The organism is Arthrobacter sp. K5 (assembly GCF_040448525.1).
Lineage (GTDB): Bacteria > Actinomycetota > Actinomycetes > Actinomycetales > Micrococcaceae > Arthrobacter > Arthrobacter globiformis.
Map to the genome: position 1 here is coordinate 4,413,018 of NZ_CP159279.1, position 14,637 is coordinate 4,427,654.

General features: G+C 65.7%; 15 protein-coding genes. 8 read left to right on the forward strand and 7 right to left on the reverse strand.

What is annotated here, in order from left to right; translation table 11 throughout:
• Nucleotides 1-15: 15 nt before the first annotated feature.
• A complete protein-coding gene (locus ABRP34_RS20120; RefSeq protein ID WP_314196163.1) occupies nucleotides 16-750 on the reverse strand; it encodes an FCD domain-containing protein in 735 nt (244 codons plus the stop codon).
• A gap of 191 nt (nucleotides 751-941) precedes the next feature.
• Between ABRP34_RS20120 and ABRP34_RS20125 the strand changes: the two genes are divergently transcribed.
• The 3 genes from ABRP34_RS20125 (at nucleotide 942) to ABRP34_RS20135 (ending at nucleotide 3,331) form a co-directional block, all read left to right on the forward strand.
• Nucleotides 942-1,487 (forward strand): gluconokinase, encoded by a 546-nt coding sequence (locus ABRP34_RS20125; RefSeq protein ID WP_353711534.1) that lies wholly within the window; start codon nucleotides 942-944, stop codon nucleotides 1,485-1,487.
• A gap of 54 nt (nucleotides 1,488-1,541) precedes the next feature.
• Nucleotides 1,542-2,945, forward strand: a complete 1,404-nt coding sequence (locus tag ABRP34_RS20130) for a GntP family permease (RefSeq protein WP_353711535.1) — start codon at nucleotides 1,542-1,544, stop codon at nucleotides 2,943-2,945.
• A 119-nt stretch (nucleotides 2,946-3,064) separates the two neighbouring features.
• Nucleotides 3,065-3,331, forward strand: coding sequence for a hypothetical protein (locus tag ABRP34_RS20135; RefSeq protein ID WP_043420101.1), 267 nt, complete (start codon nucleotides 3,065-3,067; stop codon nucleotides 3,329-3,331).
• Between the two features lie 68 nt (nucleotides 3,332-3,399).
• Here ABRP34_RS20135 and ABRP34_RS20140 read toward each other — a convergent pair whose 3' ends face one another.
• Together ABRP34_RS20140 and ABRP34_RS20145 are read right to left on the reverse strand one after the other, a co-directional pair.
• The gene (locus ABRP34_RS20140; protein WP_353711536.1) at nucleotides 3,400-4,101 is read right to left on the reverse strand and encodes a type 1 glutamine amidotransferase domain-containing protein; all 702 of its coding nucleotides are present in this window, start codon (nucleotides 4,099-4,101) and stop codon (nucleotides 3,400-3,402) included.
• 41 nt (nucleotides 4,102-4,142) lie between these two features.
• A complete protein-coding gene (locus ABRP34_RS20145; RefSeq protein ID WP_353711537.1) occupies nucleotides 4,143-5,462 on the reverse strand; it encodes a cyclopropane-fatty-acyl-phospholipid synthase family protein in 1,320 nt (439 codons plus the stop codon).
• Between the two features lie 288 nt (nucleotides 5,463-5,750).
• Between ABRP34_RS20145 and ABRP34_RS20150 the strand changes: the two genes are divergently transcribed.
• On the forward strand, nucleotides 5,751-6,218 hold the full coding sequence (locus ABRP34_RS20150; protein ID WP_314196446.1) for a hypothetical protein: 468 nt from the start codon (nucleotides 5,751-5,753) through the stop codon (nucleotides 6,216-6,218).
• A gap of 74 nt (nucleotides 6,219-6,292) precedes the next feature.
• Here ABRP34_RS20150 and ABRP34_RS20155 read toward each other — a convergent pair whose 3' ends face one another.
• Nucleotides 6,293-6,799 carry a hypothetical protein gene (locus ABRP34_RS20155; protein ID WP_353711538.1) on the reverse strand — a complete coding sequence of 169 codons (507 nt, stop codon included), beginning with the start codon at nucleotides 6,797-6,799 and terminating at the stop codon, nucleotides 6,293-6,295.
• A 381-nt stretch (nucleotides 6,800-7,180) separates the two neighbouring features.
• Between ABRP34_RS20155 and ABRP34_RS20160 the strand changes: the two genes are divergently transcribed.
• Nucleotides 7,181-8,821, forward strand: coding sequence for an alkaline phosphatase D family protein (locus tag ABRP34_RS20160; protein WP_353711539.1), 1,641 nt, complete (start codon nucleotides 7,181-7,183; stop codon nucleotides 8,819-8,821).
• Between the two features lie 27 nt (nucleotides 8,822-8,848).
• Here the strand turns inward: ABRP34_RS20160 and ABRP34_RS20165 are convergent, their stop codons facing one another.
• The gene (locus ABRP34_RS20165; protein WP_003806097.1) at nucleotides 8,849-9,202 is read right to left on the reverse strand and encodes a GYD domain-containing protein; all 354 of its coding nucleotides are present in this window, start codon (nucleotides 9,200-9,202) and stop codon (nucleotides 8,849-8,851) included.
• Nucleotides 9,203-9,347: 145 nt separating this feature from the next.
• Here ABRP34_RS20165 and ABRP34_RS20170 point away from each other — a divergent pair, with 145 nt between their 5' ends.
• The 3 genes from ABRP34_RS20170 (at nucleotide 9,348) to ABRP34_RS20180 (ending at nucleotide 11,758) form a co-directional block, all read left to right on the forward strand.
• Nucleotides 9,348-9,599: a hypothetical protein gene (locus ABRP34_RS20170; protein ID WP_353711540.1), complete on the forward strand. Its 252-nt coding sequence runs from the start codon at nucleotides 9,348-9,350 to the stop codon at nucleotides 9,597-9,599.
• Between the two features lie 242 nt (nucleotides 9,600-9,841).
• Complete coding sequence (locus ABRP34_RS20175) at nucleotides 9,842-10,861, forward strand: exonuclease domain-containing protein (protein WP_353711541.1); 1,020 nt, start codon at nucleotides 9,842-9,844, stop codon at nucleotides 10,859-10,861.
• A 141-nt stretch (nucleotides 10,862-11,002) separates the two neighbouring features.
• Nucleotides 11,003-11,758, forward strand: a complete 756-nt coding sequence (locus ABRP34_RS20180) for a ZIP family zinc transporter (RefSeq protein WP_353711542.1) — start codon at nucleotides 11,003-11,005, stop codon at nucleotides 11,756-11,758.
• Between the two features lie 20 nt (nucleotides 11,759-11,778).
• Here the strand turns inward: ABRP34_RS20180 and ABRP34_RS20185 are convergent, their stop codons facing one another.
• Nucleotides 11,779-11,961: a PspC domain-containing protein gene (locus ABRP34_RS20185; protein ID WP_050934442.1), complete on the reverse strand. Its 183-nt coding sequence runs from the start codon at nucleotides 11,959-11,961 to the stop codon at nucleotides 11,779-11,781.
• 193 nt (nucleotides 11,962-12,154) lie between these two features.
• Nucleotides 12,155-14,503: a multicopper oxidase domain-containing protein gene (locus ABRP34_RS20190; RefSeq protein WP_353711543.1), complete on the reverse strand. Its 2,349-nt coding sequence runs from the start codon at nucleotides 14,501-14,503 to the stop codon at nucleotides 12,155-12,157.
• Nucleotides 14,504-14,637: the final 134 nt, after the last annotated feature.

The following is a 14,637-nucleotide window of genomic DNA, read 5'->3' on the forward strand; positions in this document are numbered from 1 at the left end:
CTCAACCGGCGGGGACTAGTGCAGCCCCATCGCATTCCGCACTTCGTCGAGGATGTGGTGCATGGCGGTCTCTGCCGCCGTGGCGTCCCCGCCGGCGACCGCTGCGGCCACTGCCTCGTGCGCGTCCAGGGCTTCGGGCCGGGGCTTGAACGGCATGAGACCCTGCTTGGTGCGGCTGGTGAGCACCTCGGCCACCATGCCCTCGAGCGAGGAAAACATCTCGTTGCCGCAGCTTGTCAGCACCAGCCGGTGGTAGGCGATGTCAGCCGCCAGGAACGCCTCCAGTTCACCGGCTTCACCCAGCCGCCGCAGGTCCGCGGCCAACTCCACCAGCTGGCTGCGCTCGGCGGCACTTGCCCGGCGGGCGGCGCCCGCGGCGGCGATGGGTTCGACGGCGATGCGCAGCTCGGTGAGGCTGGCGTACTGCTGCGCGCGGCGCTCTGAGGCAAGGCGCCAGCGCACAAGCTTGGGGTCGTAGACGTTCCAGCGTTCCGGGCTCTGCACCACAATCCCCACCCGCCGGCGAGAGTAGACCAGGTTCATCGACTCGAGGACCTTCATCGTGTCCCGGGCCACCGTCCGGGACACGCCGTACTCCTGCTGCAGGCCTTCGAGGGTGAGGCGGCTGCCGGGGCCAAGACGCCCGGAAGCGATTGCCACGCCAAGAGCGTCAAGGACGCGTTCATGCATCGCGGGTGACAACCCGCCGTCGTTCGCGTCATCCGCGCTGTCTGATGTCGCCGTCGACATGTTCCTGCCTTCCCTCCGCGCCCGGGGCGCCTCCCAAGACTACCGGACGATGAAGGCAAAGATATGACCTGTGACACGAAAAGATAGTATCTTTTAGGTGAATTGGTGATACCTTATCTCCAGCGCAGTTCGAATCGGGCTGCAGATTGAGCTTCTTCCACAAGCCAAAGACGTCTTCTTCGGAGGTAAACATGCAGTATCCAGCCACGCATCTGGTGGTCATGGGCGTTGCCGGTTCGGGCAAGTCCACCATCGCAGCGGCCCTGTCCAAGCATCTCGGGTGGGCGTGCGCGGAGGCGGACGAGTTCCACCCGCAGTCCAACATCGACAAGATGAGCCAGGGCATCCCGCTGCAGGACGAAGACCGCTGGCCCTGGCTGCAGCAGATCCAGGACTGGATGACCGAACAGGCCCGGGCCGGCCACAGCACCGTCCTCACCTGCTCCGCGCTCAAGCAGAGCTACCGGAGGCTGCTGTCCGAAGCCGAAGGCCGCGTGCTGTTCATCCACCTCCACGGCGAGGCAGCCCTGATCAGCGAGCGGATGCAGGGACGGGCAGGCCACTTCATGCCGCCTACGCTCCTGCCCAGCCAGCTGGCCACCCTGGAACCGCTGACCGCTGAGGAACTGGGGGCCGGCAGCCTCCGCCTGGACATCACCCGCTCCCCGGAGGAACTCATCCAGGCCATCCTTGCCGCGCTGAAGCTCCCTTCTGGCAAAGCACCGGGCGCTAACTAAGCCCCCGCACTCTTTCACCGCCCCAACTGCAAGACCCTGTTTCAAAGGAGAACCATGACCATCGAAGGATGGACCCAAACACTGGGCGCAGGACCACTGCTGCTCATCGCAGCAGCGGCGATCGCCGTACTGCTCTTCCTGATCATCCGGCTGCGCATGCACGCTCTGCTGGCACTGATTGTGGTCAGCCTGGCCACGGCCTTCGCCACCGGAATCCCTGCGAACCAGGTGGTCCCGGTGCTGGTCAACGGCTTCGGAACAACCCTGGGCACCGTCGCGCTGCTGGTCGGCCTGGGCGCCATGCTCGGCCGCATCGTGGAAACCAGCGGCGGCGCCAAGGTGCTGGCCGACTACCTGATCGGCATCTTCGGTGAAAAGCGGGCCCCCTTCGCCCTGGGCCTCGCGTCCCTGATCTTCGGCTTCCCGATCTTCTTCGACGCCGGGCTCGTCGTCATGCTGCCCGTCGTGTTCGCCGTCGCCCACCGCCTGGGCGGGGGAGTGCTGCGCTACGGCCTGCCCGCCGCCGGTGCGTTCTCCGTGATGCACATCTTCCTGCCGCCGCACCCTGGCCCGGTCTCGGCGTCGGCCTTCTTCGAGGCGAACGTCGGCCTGGTGACCATCGCAGGCCTGCTCACCGCGATCCCCACCTGGTACGTCACGGCCTACCTCTACGGCCTGTGGACCGGCAAGAAACTGGAGCTCCCCGTTCCGGAACTGCTGGGCCACGCCACCGCCGACGCCGAATCCCACCCGCCGCGGTTCCGCACCGTGATCGGCCTGCTGCTCCTGCCGCTGGCCCTGATCTTCATCAACACGGGCCTGAACACCTTCGCCGCCTCGGGCGTGCTGTCCGAAGAGGTCAAGAACGAACAGTGGTTCCAGCTGCTGCGCACGCTCGGTGAAACGCCGGTGGCACTGCTCATCTCCGTGCTGGTTGCCATGTTCGTCCTCGGCGCCCGCCGCGGAGTCCACAACGGCGCCCTGGAGAAGCTGCTTGAATCCTCGCTGGGTCCGGTCTGCTCGGTCATCCTCATCACCGGCGCCGGCGGCATGTTCGGCGGCGTGCTGCGCACGTCCGGCATCGGCGACGCCCTCGCCGATGTCCTCGGCAACATGGGTATCCCGCTCATCCTGGCTGGCTTCCTGATCTCCGCAATCCTGCGGATCGCCCAGGGCTCCGCGACCGTGGCACTGACCACGACTGCGGGCCTCATCGCCCCGGCCGTTGCCGCAGGCGGACTGAACGGCATGCAGGTCGCGGCCATGGTCATCGCCGTGGCCGCCGGCTCCGTGGTGGTCTCCCACGTCAACGACTCCGGCTTCTGGCTGGTGGGCCGCTTCTTCGGCATGGACGTCAAGACCACGCTGAAGACCTGGACCGTCATGGAAACCCTGATCGGCGTCATGGGCTTCACCATCGCCGCGGTGATCTTCCTGGTTGCCGGGCTGGCCGGATAGCTACTGCCTTCTGAAGTACGACGGGGGGAGGCCGGCAGATCTGCCGGCGTCCCGCCGTCGTACTTTTTTGTCTGAAAAGTGCGGGAGACTGGAAGCCACAACCACGAAGGCGGACCACATTGATCAATCTGCAGCAGGATGCTGAAGGCTTCATCCGGATGAACCGGCATTTCCCGGAGAGCATCCTCGTCTCCGTCACCTTTTCCGACGGCTCGGTGGAAGAGGTCTCCGGCAAGCGGCTCAACCAGGCGTATGACGAAGCCCTGGCCGAGTTCCGCGCACAGAACCATCTGGACGCGAAGGGGTTCTCGCGTCACCAGAAAAGCCGGAGCAATCCCGGCAACAAGGTCGACTTCGTGCGGGTCCAGCCCGGCATGGGTGGCTGAGTCCCTACCGCTGATCGAGGTTGCCGAGATCCAGTCCGGGTTTCGGCGAGCTCAACCAGCGGTTCCGCCTACTCCGCGAGGGCCTTGATGACCTCCTTGGCCACGTCCTCACTGGACTGCGGGTTCTGGTCGCTGATCAGGTTGCCCTCGCGCACCACGTGGCTGGCCCAGTCCGGGCCGGTTTCCACGTTGGCGCCCTTCCCCCGCAGTGCCGTCTCCACGAACCAGGGCGTGTTCTCGCCGGTGCCGCCGCCCATCTCCTCCGAGTTGGTGAAGACCGTGAGTTTGCGCCCCGCGAAAGCGAACGCGCCGTCGTCGGCCGTGGCGCTGAGCAGGCCTGCCGGGCCGTGACAGAAGGGCGCGATAATTTTACTGGCGCCGTCCGCCTCCACGAGGATCCGGCCGAGGTCCTCATCCTGGAACAGGTCCGCCATGGGGCCGTGGCCGCCCGGCAGGACGACGGCGTCGTACCCGGACATGTCGACGTCGGCCAGCACCATCGGCGCGAAGAGGTCTACGTCGATCATCTCCAGATAGGTCCGGAAGTCCTCCGCCCGCTCCTCGCTGCCGACCATGTCCGGCTGCAGGCTGATCTTGTCCACGGTGGGCTTGACGCCGCCGGGGGTGGCGAAGTCCACGTTGTGTCCGGCCTGCTGCAGGGTCCGGTGCGCCACCACCAGCTCCTCGGCCCAGAACCCCGTGGGGTGCTGGCTGCCATCCTTCATGGTCAGCGAATCGGCCGCCGAGACGACCATCAGAATGTTAGCCATTGTCCTTGCTCCTTGTGTGGTTTTTCTTGGTGTTGACGGGCTCAGCCGGCGGTCCATTCCCTCAGCCGCAGCGGCGGCTCCTCGCCGCCGGCCTTCTGAAGCAGCACCTGGTTCACGCCCGTCAGGCCGCCCTCGAAGCCGAGAGCGCTGGCCGCCATGTAGAGCCGCCAGATGCGGGCGCGGCCGTCGGATGTCAGCCGCACGGCCTCGTCCCACTGCTCCTCGAGGTTCTTTACCCACGCCCGCAGCGTCAGCGCATAGTGCCGGCGGAGGGCCTCGACGTCCAGCACCTCGAAGCCGCCGCCCTCCAGCGCCACCACCAGCTCGCCCAGGCTGAGCATCTCGCCGTCGGGGAAGACGTAGCGGGGGATGAAAGAGTCCGGATCGTCCTCGGTGGGCCCGGCGTTCCAGGAGATGGCGTGGTTCAGCAATCGGCCGCCCGGCCGCAGCAGCCCGTGGAGCTGCGCGACGTAGCGGCCCAGCTGTTCGCGGCCGACGTGCTCGGACATGCCGATAGAGCTGATCGCGTCGTAGGGGCCGTCGGTCACATCGCGGTAGTCCTGGACCCGGATGTCCACGAGTTCAGTGAGCCCGGCCTCGGCCACCCGCTTGCGGGCCAGCTCGGCCTGCTCGATGGACAGCGTGATGCCGACGACGCTCACCCCGAACCGCCCGGCGGCATGCAGTGCGAAGCTTCCCCAGCCGCAGCCCACGTCCAGCACCCGCATGCCGGGTTTCAGACCCAGCTTCCGGCAGGCGAGGTCGAGTTTGGCTTCCTGCGCGGCATCCAGGCCTGCTTCCTCGTCCGACCAGACCGCGCACGAGTAGACCAGCGTCGGGCCGAGGACCAGCCGGTAAAAGTCGTTGCCGACGTCGTAATGGTGTGAGATCGCCGCGGCGTCCCGTTTCTTGGAGTGCCTCCTGCCGTGCTTTTCCACCCTCGCCTCCTCCGGCGGGGGAGCGGGGTTGGGCCCGAGCGCGCCCAGCCGGACACCCGTGGTCACCAGCGTCCACAGTTCCCGGGGTGTCAGCGGACTGAACGGGCCGGGCTCGGCGAACTTGCCGGCGGAGCTGAGGGCCGCGAAGGCCGCGAAGATGTCGCCGTGCGCGTTGATTTCACCGGCGACGTAGGCCCGGCTCAACCCCAGCTGCCCGGGCGCCCACAGGATCCGCCGCAGCGCCCGCCGGGACGTGAACTCGATCAGCGGGGCATCTTCGGGACCGGCTTCGGAGCCATCCCAGGCCCGCAGCCGGACGGGTATCTGCTCCGTGGCGGACCGCCCATTGTTCAATTCCCCGGTGCCGAGAACAATGGCCAATGCCCTGGCCAGCTTTGGTGCCGCTCCGGTCGTCTTTGCCATCCTCGCTTTTGTCATCCTCAGCGCCTCTCGTCCCGTGCCCCAGCTCGGCGGGCTGCGCCATTGCAGTCCCGTGGCAATAACGTACACAAGCCTGCGTGTAGCGCACAGGGAGACAGGCCTGTCTCGCGGGGTCCGGCGGCCCGCCGGAGTACCTTCGCTCGGCGAACTCGCTGATTTGGGCGGCCAGGTGAACTGGGGCCGTCCCAAACATCTCGACTCTGGACCGGATATCAGGCCGGTGGGATCCTGATCCAAACGTCGACGGGGGGAGAAAGGCTGTAGCTAACCATGGAAGAATCCGCCGATACGCGGCAACGGCTGTCCGAGCGCATTGACCAAAAGCAGCAGGCCATCCGCTCGTACCTTGGGCGGGAGCGACCGCGCCGGAACAGACTCTCCAACATCAGCATCGTGGGCAGTGCGCTGGCGGCCGCGCTCACGGCCGGACCGGCAGTGGGCGGAACCGGATTCACGGAGGCGGTACGCGGGATCTTCTCGCTGGACGATGACTCCGTCGTGTGGCGCTTCCTCTGCCTTGCAGCGGTAATTTTCTCCGTGTCCGCCGCCCTGGCAACGAATTTCGCCAACTCCCGGGCCTTGGGCGAAAAGGTGAGTGCGGCCGAGAGCGCCAACGCCCAACTCGAGGGCCTGCAGCTGTCGCTGAACTTCGGCAACCTCGCCGTGCCCGATGCCCTCAAGCTCTACCAGCAAGCCGTGGCGCCGGTGGCGTTCGTGGACGAGGTCCCTTTGCGCTGAGCTGCTTTTTTCTAAGAACTCACGACGACGGGTGGCTGGCAAGAATGCCAGCCACCCGTTGTCATCTCGAAGAGTTAGCCCAAGGCATCACAGACGTCGATGACCTGGCCAGGGTCGGTGACCTCGAATCTCGTCCGCTCGGAGCCATCTAGGTTGAGCGTGTAATGGAAGTTCCCTGTTACCAGCGAAAGTCCGGAATCCGGGTCGGGAATGAGCAATAGGTTGTTCCCAGTGGCTTGAACATCCCTGAACTTTGTGCCATTTTCATCAACCAGTACTTGTTCATGAATGACGCCCGTGATCACGTAGCTGACAGTGGTCCCGGTCTTCACATTCGTTAGCGTGATTTTCGCACCCGGGGAAATAGTCGTTGTCCTGTCGCCGGGAAGTTCAATGACCTTTATCTTTCCTGTGAGCGTCGCTTTCACCTTGAAGCTGCAGAATCCGTTGAGGTAAAACGTCCCCTCGTTAAGAGCTGGTGCGAATGGGTTCGGTTCCTTGGCTGCTGGGGCGGCAGTCGCGGGGACGCCGCCAGCAATCAGCCCGATCAAAAGGGCAAAGAGAATGAACAGCTTTTTCATGATGTAACTCCATCAAAGAGTAAACAAAGCGCGTCTTGGGCGGAAGGTCCGGATAGGCGCACGAAGAAGTGTTGGGGTTTGAAATACTAATAAGCGACAAGTATTTCTATAAGGCGGTTCTCCCGCGAGAAGTCCGCAAATGAGTTGCCACGGGAAGAGCGCCGCATGTCTATTTCCCACTCATTTACCCTTGCCCTAAAGTAAGGGTCAGCTCTCGGCATTGTCTTCTTTGATTAATGCTTAGGTGCAGGATATTAGACCCTGCTTCTCATGCTTGGGAAGACGATTTCATTATTTGTCAAGGAATTCGAACTGGTTGTCACCGCCGCGATCCACTCGGTTCACCCCGCGGTCGCATGCCCTTAACCCGCCCCGTCAACCATGGGCCTCATGACTGCCTTCACCCGCCGAAATGTCCTCAAAGGTGCCATCGCCGCTGCCGGTGCCGCCGCCGTCGCGCCCTCACTGGTGGTCCCGGCCCACGCAGCCCGGCCGTCCGCGGTTCCCCTGGTGCGCAACCGCCTGACCCTCCCCTCCGGCATCTCCACCGGGGACGTCACCACCAACTCCGGAGTTCTATGGTCGCGCGCGTCGGGCGCCGGCCGACTGGTAGCCAGCCTGGTGGCGGTCGACGAGGACGGGTCCGCGCTCCGCGGCAGCCGCGCCTTCAACCGCGTGCTGCGCGGCACCACTGCCAGCGACGCCACCGACTTCACCTCGAAGATCGCAGCCCGTGACCTCCTGGCGGGAACCCGCTTCGCGCTTACAATGCACTTCGAGGACCCGGACGGCAACGCGGGCGAAACCGCCCGCGGTTCCTTCAGCACCGCGCCCGGCTCGAAGGCCAACAGCGTCTGGTCCCGCAGCGGCGGGACGAAGCGCGGCCAGAGCTTCGTCTGGACCGGCGACACCGCGGGCCAGGGCTGGGGCATCAACGAGGAGATCGGGGGCATGCGCGGGTATGCGGCCATGCTCGCCACGAAGCCGGACTTCTTCATCCACTCGGGCGACACCATCTACGCCGACGGCCCCATCGCCGCCCAGGTCACCGAGCCCGATGGACAGATCTGGCGCAACATCGTCACCGAAGAAGTCTCCAAGGTGGCCGAAACCCTCGAGGAGTACAGGGGGCGGCACCGCTACAACCTCATGGACAAGAACATCCGCGCCCTCTACGCCGAGGTCCCGGTCATCGCCCAATGGGACGACCACGAAACCACGAACAACTGGTACCCCGGCGAAATCCTCACCGACGCGCGCTACACCGAGCGCCGCGTGGACGTCCTCGCCGCCCGCGGCCGCCAGGCCTGGCAGGAATACCAGCCCATCGCCCAGCTCAGCGACGGCAGCACCGGCTTCGAGCCTGCCCGCATCTACCGCAAGATCACCCGCGGCCCGCAGCTGGACATCTTCTGCCTGGACATGCGCACCTTCAAGGACCCCAACACCGACGGCAAGGAAACGAACCTCACCCACATCCTCGGCCAGGAACAGGCCGACTGGCTTATCCGCGAGGTCAGCACGTCCAAGGCCACGTGGAAGGTGATCTCCGCAGACCTGCCGCTGGGCGTCATCGTCCCTGACGGGCCCGCAGCGCAGGAGTCCCTCTCCAACCGCGACGCCGGCGCCCCCTTGGGCAAGGAACTCGAGATCGCACGCGTATTGTCCGCGTTCAAGCGCAACCGGGTTAGAAACGTCGTCTGGCTCACCGCGGACGTGCACTACTGCGCCGCCCACCACTACTCACCCGAGCGTGCAGCCTTCCAGGACTTCGACTCCTTCTGGGAGTTCGTGGGCGGGCCCATCAACGCGGGGAGCTTCGGCCCCAACCAGATGGACGGCACCTTCGGCCCCGAGGTGGTCTTCTCGCGGGCAGGGGCCTACGCCGGCGAGTCCCCGCGCAGCGGTGAAAGCCAGTACTTCGGCCACGTGGACCTCGGCGCGGAAGACGTCTTCTCCGTCACCCTCCGCAACGCGAACGGCACGGTGATCTTCCGCAAGGACCTGAACCCGGAGCGCTGAGGACGGGCTCAACCTGCGGGGACAGGCTCAATCGACGGTAACCTCGGGCTGCTGAACGGCGCCGGGCGATTGGTACCTGATCTTCGCGGCCTGCCGCATGGCTTCCATCGATTCCTCGACGCTCAGAAGCACCGTGGTTTCGAATGAGCTCAGTGCACCGCCTCCGCTGATTGCCAGTGCCACTGCTGCCATGGACACGTTGTCGGGGGCCTCCCACAGGTTGTATCCGTCGTGGGTGCCGAAGGCGTACCAGAACCCGTGGAGCTTCCCGCCGACCGATTCGATGTAAGCCTGGGCGGCTTTTCGTCGGTCCTCAGGGTTGTTGATCAGCCGTGCCCAGGTGTCCGGTGTGTAGCTGAATTTGGATAGGTAGAGCGGCATCGTCTTGTCCTTTCGTTCACTGCCGGAAGCAGGATGCACCCAGAATGGCAGGCTGCTGTGCGGCCAGCAACGGCTGGATTTCTGGCCTGGCGTGCTCACGGTCAGGGAGGTAGTCACCCGGCCTGTCCGGTGGGACGATTCAACTATGAGCGAGAACTTTCCGGACCATGGGCCGCACCTGCACGCGCATGCGGCTCCCACCACCCAGCAGATGCGCACCGTTGGCCAGCGCCGCCGGGATGCGGAAGAGAAGCTGGAACAGCATCTTCAGGAAGCCCGCCACAAGGAGGGCCCCAGGCATGATGAGCCAGTCACACTGGCGGGCACTCCGGCGGCGGACGAGAACGACGGCGGCCTGGCCGCCTCGGAGGGCGTTGGTCCGAACCCCGGGCGGTAGGTTCCGACACGCTCAACCAGCACGACGGCGGGTGGCCGGCAGACCTTGCCGGCCACCCGCCGTCGGGCTTCTCCGGGCGGGGCAGAGTGTCAACGGTCTTTTCATTGACCGGATGGTGCACGTCACATTTTCCACCGAGAACGTAATTCGGCATCTGTTCTGCAAGAATGGCGAAGTCATGTGCGGGAGGTCACAAGCAAAGGCGCTTGAGGCCTTCCGCGCTATGCCCTGGGGAGGCAAGGATGTCAGGAATCAGTTTTACGGCCATCGATTTTGAAACGGCCAATGGCCACCGCGGCTCGGCGTGCGCCGTCGGCCTGGTGAAGGTCCGCGACGGGCACATCGTGGACACGGCGTCGTGGCTCATCAAGCCGCCGCCCGGCATCGACGACTTTGATCCCATCAATGTGGAACTCCACGGCATCGCGGAACAGGACGTCCAGAACGCCGCCGACTGGGAGATGTCCCTCGAAGGCATCCTGCAGTTCGTCGGCGAGGACCCGCTCGTGGCGTTCGACGCCGCCTACGACGCCTCCGTGATGCGCCAAGCCACCGAGCACCAGCACCTGGACCTGCCGGCCAAGGACTTCTACTGCGCCCTGCACCTCGCCCAGGACCACCTGGCCCTGCCGCGGCACCGCCTCAGCGACGTTCTCGCCGCCCTGGATCTTCCGCCGGTTGAGCGGCATGAGCCGCGGGCGCACGCGCTGGCCTGCGCCCAGATTGTGCTTGCCATTGCGGCCGCACGGCGTTTCTCCACGCTGGCCGAGGTTTGGGAACAGCCGACGACGGCGGTCGGCAAGCGCCGCCGTGGCCGGCGCGTCCGCACCGACGCCGACCCTGAGGCTGAAACACCCGGCGCCGGACGTTCGGAACCTGATGCTGCACCTGAGGGACGGGATGAGCCTGACGCCAACCTGGCGGTCGTGGCGCCCGACGCCGGCCCGCGCCGGACTGCTCACCTGGTTCAGTTGGGTCGGACAGAGGCTGCGCCCGTAGAGGACGGTGACGCTGAACCGGACCGTACACCCCGTCGGGGTGCCGCGAAGCGCGCGTTCAGTACCGCAGCGGGACTGGTGCTGTTCGCGCTGGGTGTGGCGGCCGCCGTCGGACTCGCCTACCTCACCGGACTCACCATCCGGTCCTTCGCGGCCGGCCAGAGCGCCGCCGCTGCCGTGACGCTCGCCGCGGGCCTGGCCACAGCCTGGGCGGTCTGGGCATCAGTGACGGGCGGATGGCACCGGCTCCGGCCCGGCAACTGAGCAGTCTTTCTCCGGCCTGCCGTCGCGGCTTCATTCTTCCTGTCTGCGAGAATGCTCCTGACCGGGGGCGGGCACAGTTGACCACTAAAGCTACGTCCCTTCAGCTCAGCGAGGCCTTGCGGCCGGGGAAGGCGGACATCCATGCCCATGTGGGCGCAGGCGCTGCTGTGGGGAACTCTTGCCGGCGGAGCGCTGGTTCTCGGCTCGGGACTGTCCTGGAAATGGAACATCCCCGCGAAGCTTGTCTCCTCGATCATGGCGTTCGGCGCAGGCGTCCTCATCTCCGCGCTCGCGTTCGAACTCGTGGACGAGGCCGTGCAGGGCGGCGGACTCTGGCCCACGGTCCTCGGCTTCCTCGCCGGCGCGGTAGTCTACGTCAGCGCCAACGCGCTGCTTGCCCGCTCCGGAGCCAAACACCGGAAGCGGTCCAAAGACCAGCAGCCCTCCGAAAAGGAGGATCCGGGCAGCGGTACGGCCATCGCCATCGGGGCACTCCTGGACGGCATCCCGGAATCCGTGGTCCTGGGCCTCGGCCTGATCACGGCAGGCACCGTGAGCCCGGCCATGCTTGCCGCGGTCTTCATCTCAAACGTCCCGGAAGGGCTGTCCAGCACGGCGGGCATGAAGAAGGCCGGCCGCAGCGCCAAGTACGTCTTCGGCGTGTGGGGCGGGATCGCGCTGCTGTGCGGGCTCGCCTCGCTTATCGGCTACACGGCCCTGGAAACCGCGCCCGCCGGGATGGTGGCCTTCATTACGGCCGTGGCAGCAGGCGGGATCCTTGCCATGCTCGCGGACACGATGATCCCCGAGGCCTTCGAGGAGCACCACAACCTCACCGGCCTGGTGGCGGCCGTGGGCTTCCTCTCTGCCTTCACCATCCACCACGTCGGCGGATAATTTTCCTTTTTTCGGGAGGTCTAACGCTCCTTGGGGATAAGGATCCACAAGGCGATATAGACCAGCTCCCCGACGCCGAACAGGCCGAACAGCACAAAGCCGATCCGGACAAGAGCCTTGGAAATACCGAATCGTGCAGCCAGCGCCGCGCAGACGCCCGCGATCATCTTGCCGCTCCGGGGGCGAACCATACCTGCTTCCATGCCGCCACAGTAGCAGCCGGTTACGCGTGAGTCAGCGGCCCGGCCGCGGCAGTTTCCGGAGCGCTTGAACCAGACGACGGCGGGCCCGGGGCAACCCGGTGTTGGGTCACCAAAAGTACCCCGACGACGGGCGGGCGGCGACGCTGTCGCCCTCCCGCCGTCGAGCTTTAACGAGCGGTCCCTGAGGATCCGCTCAAGCTGCGGTGACCGTTACTGTCTTTGCGGCGAGTACCTTCGATGTGATCCAGTGCAGGAACTGGACGCTGATGGTGTACTTTCCGGGCGCCGGCGGGCGGAGCAGGAAGTCGAACTTCTCTGCGGCGCCGGACTTGATGATGTTGGTCAGCAGCGGCTGCCCGGCCATCGAGGGCTGAACCGCCGGGCCCGTGGGGTTCGGGGTGGTCCAGAACGCCCGGCCGTCGTGTGCGATCAGCTCGGCGATTCTGGCCGGTCTGCCCGCCGCGTCGGTGATCGTGGTCAGTGTGGGGAAGTAGTCCACGTTGACCATCCGCACCAGGGTTGGGTACCTGCCGTTCCGGACAACGTTGGCCCGCATCTGGGAGATGGTCCAGACTACGTCATCACCTCTTGGCCGGCTGGGGATGGTGCCGCCAATGAGGAAAAAGTGCCTGGGCTCGAAGCGGTTTAGTCCCGCATCTTCGCCGTTGAGCCCGGCAGCGTGGTTCATTTCGTGCCACCGGGGATCGATGGAGTAAGGCGCAATCAAGGTCTCCGTGGCGATGTCATACAGTGGGCCCTCAAACGTGTGACGGCGCGCCCCGGCCGGCGCCGGCATGACCGGATTGGCCGGAGGATCGACGACGATGGCACCGAACATGCCCATTTGCACGTGGAGCGGGGTGTTGACGTGGCAGTGGTAGAAGTAGGTGCCGGCCGAGCCACGGTTGGGGTTGCCGCGTTCGGCAACATCCGGCCTCCACTGGTACGTGTAGTGCCCCGAAACCTCAAAGGAAGTGTGCCCCACGCCGTCGTTCCTCGGGTCCGGCTCGATGCCGTGCCAGTGGATGGTGTGGACCCTCTTGCTGGGCTTAATAGTGGCCTGGAAGAGCTGGCCTTCCCGCATCCGCACCGTTGTTCCGGGGACCTGGCGCCCGAACTCGTTGCCCTCGAAGCTCCACATCTCATGCTCGGAGCCATCCGGGAAATCGAACTTCCGGTTGAAGAAATCCAGCTCGACAAGCACGTCAGGCTTCAGCACGAACTCGGTTTCCGGGCTGCCCTCGTGGGGCTGGTCCGACGAGAAGTCCACCTGGCTCCTGAACACGTGGTGCGGATCCGTGGCCGTGGGCGGCGTCCCCTGGACGGGGCCGGGCTGGGCGGCCAGCACCCAGTCGGCCACCAGCCCGCCCGGGTAGAGCCCGCCGCGCGCCGTCTGGGAGGGTTCCGCATGGCAGTGCATCGGGTACGTCCAGTCCTCGTTCCTTGCGTTCCACACCTGGTCGATGGCCTCCGGGGGCCTCCGGACCGGAAGCATCGCCTCCTTGCGCTCCAGCGGCTGCAGCTGGACGGTGTCCTCCCACTGCTGGAGCACCACGTCACCCTGCGGTGAGACGCGGCCGTTGGACCGGGGGAAATCGATGCCGTTTGCCCGCACGGTCCAGACATGGTTGCCGTGGTAATGGAGCTGGTGGTCCACGATGCCCGCGTTGAGCATCCTCATGAGGTGTCCGGTGCGGATTGCCCCGGCTGACGGGGTGGCGCTGAAATTGCGCACGTCGGTTTCGCGGGGATGGCCCGACGGCAGGGTGTCCTCGTACCGCCGCTCGTTGAACACCTGGTCTGCGGTGACGGCCAGCGCCTGAAACCCCGAATGCCCGTTGATGGTGAAGTAGTCCGGCACCGCCGGGGTAGCGAGGGGATCCACCGACTGCCCCCTCGAAGCGATGCGGGCCCAGTTGGAATCCACGTCGTGGCACAGCCACAGCCACTGGCGCTCGAATTCGGCTGCACCGGGCGCGAGTCGCCATGCGTTGCGGGGATCTATCACCACGAGGGCTCCGTAGAGACCCAGGGTCCGTTCCACGGGCTGGTTGCCGGGGTCAGTGAAGATGTAGGTTCCGGGTAGCGGGGCCCGGAATTCCACAAGCTTGTTTTGGCCGGGGGTGACGGGACCGGAGCCGACGTCGGCCCCGCCGGGTCCGGCGCGGTGGAACCGGATCTCGTGGGGCTGGGGAAGATTGTTGTGCAGTCGGATCTGGATGGTGCCGCCCGTTTCCGCGATCAGCGTGCGGTCCGGAAAGTAGCTGGCCCAGTAGCCGCGCCGGCCAAGAAACTGCCGGGTGAATAGCGGGTCCGGCCGCAGTGGGGAAGGCCTGCCGCGCGGTGGTACGGGCGCTGCAATGGGGTAGCTCCTGCTGGCCATCACCCGGCCGTTAGCCGCGATGACCCGCGGGCTTATAGCCAGCGCGGGCTTCGGATCATTTCTCGCGGTGCGGCGGTCCCCGAACCCACGATGGTAGACGAGCGATCCATCCACCATCGGAACGAATCCCTCGTTGACGTGGATGTCCAAGACTGCCATTGCCGACCTCCTGTGTATTGGAGACCGGGAAATGCTGAACACAGGTCCATGTCGCCCCCAATTGCGCTTACAGACAGCACTCATGGTGGTCGGGGGAGCCTAGAGAAAACTTGTGGCGCCGTTGAGGGAGGAGC

What these genes read in the sequence shown, in the direction of transcription:
- ABRP34_RS20120 (WP_314196163.1), bottom strand. Translation starts at nt 750, where the DNA reads ATGTCGACGGCGACATCAGACAGCGCGGATGACGCGAACGACGGCGGG.
- ABRP34_RS20125 (WP_353711534.1), top strand. Translation starts at nt 942, where the DNA reads ATGCAGTATCCAGCCACGCATCTGGTGGTCATGGGCGTTGCCGGTTCG.
- ABRP34_RS20130 (WP_353711535.1), top strand. Translation starts at nt 1,542, where the DNA reads ATGACCATCGAAGGATGGACCCAAACACTGGGCGCAGGACCACTGCTG.
- ABRP34_RS20140 (WP_353711536.1), bottom strand. Translation starts at nt 4,101, where the DNA reads ATGGCTAACATTCTGATGGTCGTCTCGGCGGCCGATTCGCTGACCATG.
- ABRP34_RS20145 (WP_353711537.1), bottom strand. Translation starts at nt 5,462, where the DNA reads ATGGCAAAGACGACCGGAGCGGCACCAAAGCTGGCCAGGGCATTGGCC.
- ABRP34_RS20150 (WP_314196446.1), top strand. Translation starts at nt 5,751, where the DNA reads ATGGAAGAATCCGCCGATACGCGGCAACGGCTGTCCGAGCGCATTGAC.
- ABRP34_RS20155 (WP_353711538.1), bottom strand. Translation starts at nt 6,799, where the DNA reads ATGAAAAAGCTGTTCATTCTCTTTGCCCTTTTGATCGGGCTGATTGCT.
- ABRP34_RS20160 (WP_353711539.1), top strand. Translation starts at nt 7,181, where the DNA reads ATGGGCCTCATGACTGCCTTCACCCGCCGAAATGTCCTCAAAGGTGCC.
- ABRP34_RS20165 (WP_003806097.1), bottom strand. Translation starts at nt 9,202, where the DNA reads ATGCCGCTCTACCTATCCAAATTCAGCTACACACCGGACACCTGGGCA.
- ABRP34_RS20170 (WP_353711540.1), top strand. Translation starts at nt 9,348, where the DNA reads ATGAGCGAGAACTTTCCGGACCATGGGCCGCACCTGCACGCGCATGCG.
- ABRP34_RS20175 (WP_353711541.1), top strand. Translation starts at nt 9,842, where the DNA reads ATGTCAGGAATCAGTTTTACGGCCATCGATTTTGAAACGGCCAATGGC.
- ABRP34_RS20180 (WP_353711542.1), top strand. Translation starts at nt 11,003, where the DNA reads ATGCCCATGTGGGCGCAGGCGCTGCTGTGGGGAACTCTTGCCGGCGGA.
- ABRP34_RS20185 (WP_050934442.1), bottom strand. Translation starts at nt 11,961, where the DNA reads ATGGAAGCAGGTATGGTTCGCCCCCGGAGCGGCAAGATGATCGCGGGC.
- ABRP34_RS20190 (WP_353711543.1), bottom strand. Translation starts at nt 14,503, where the DNA reads ATGGCAGTCTTGGACATCCACGTCAACGAGGGATTCGTTCCGATGGTG.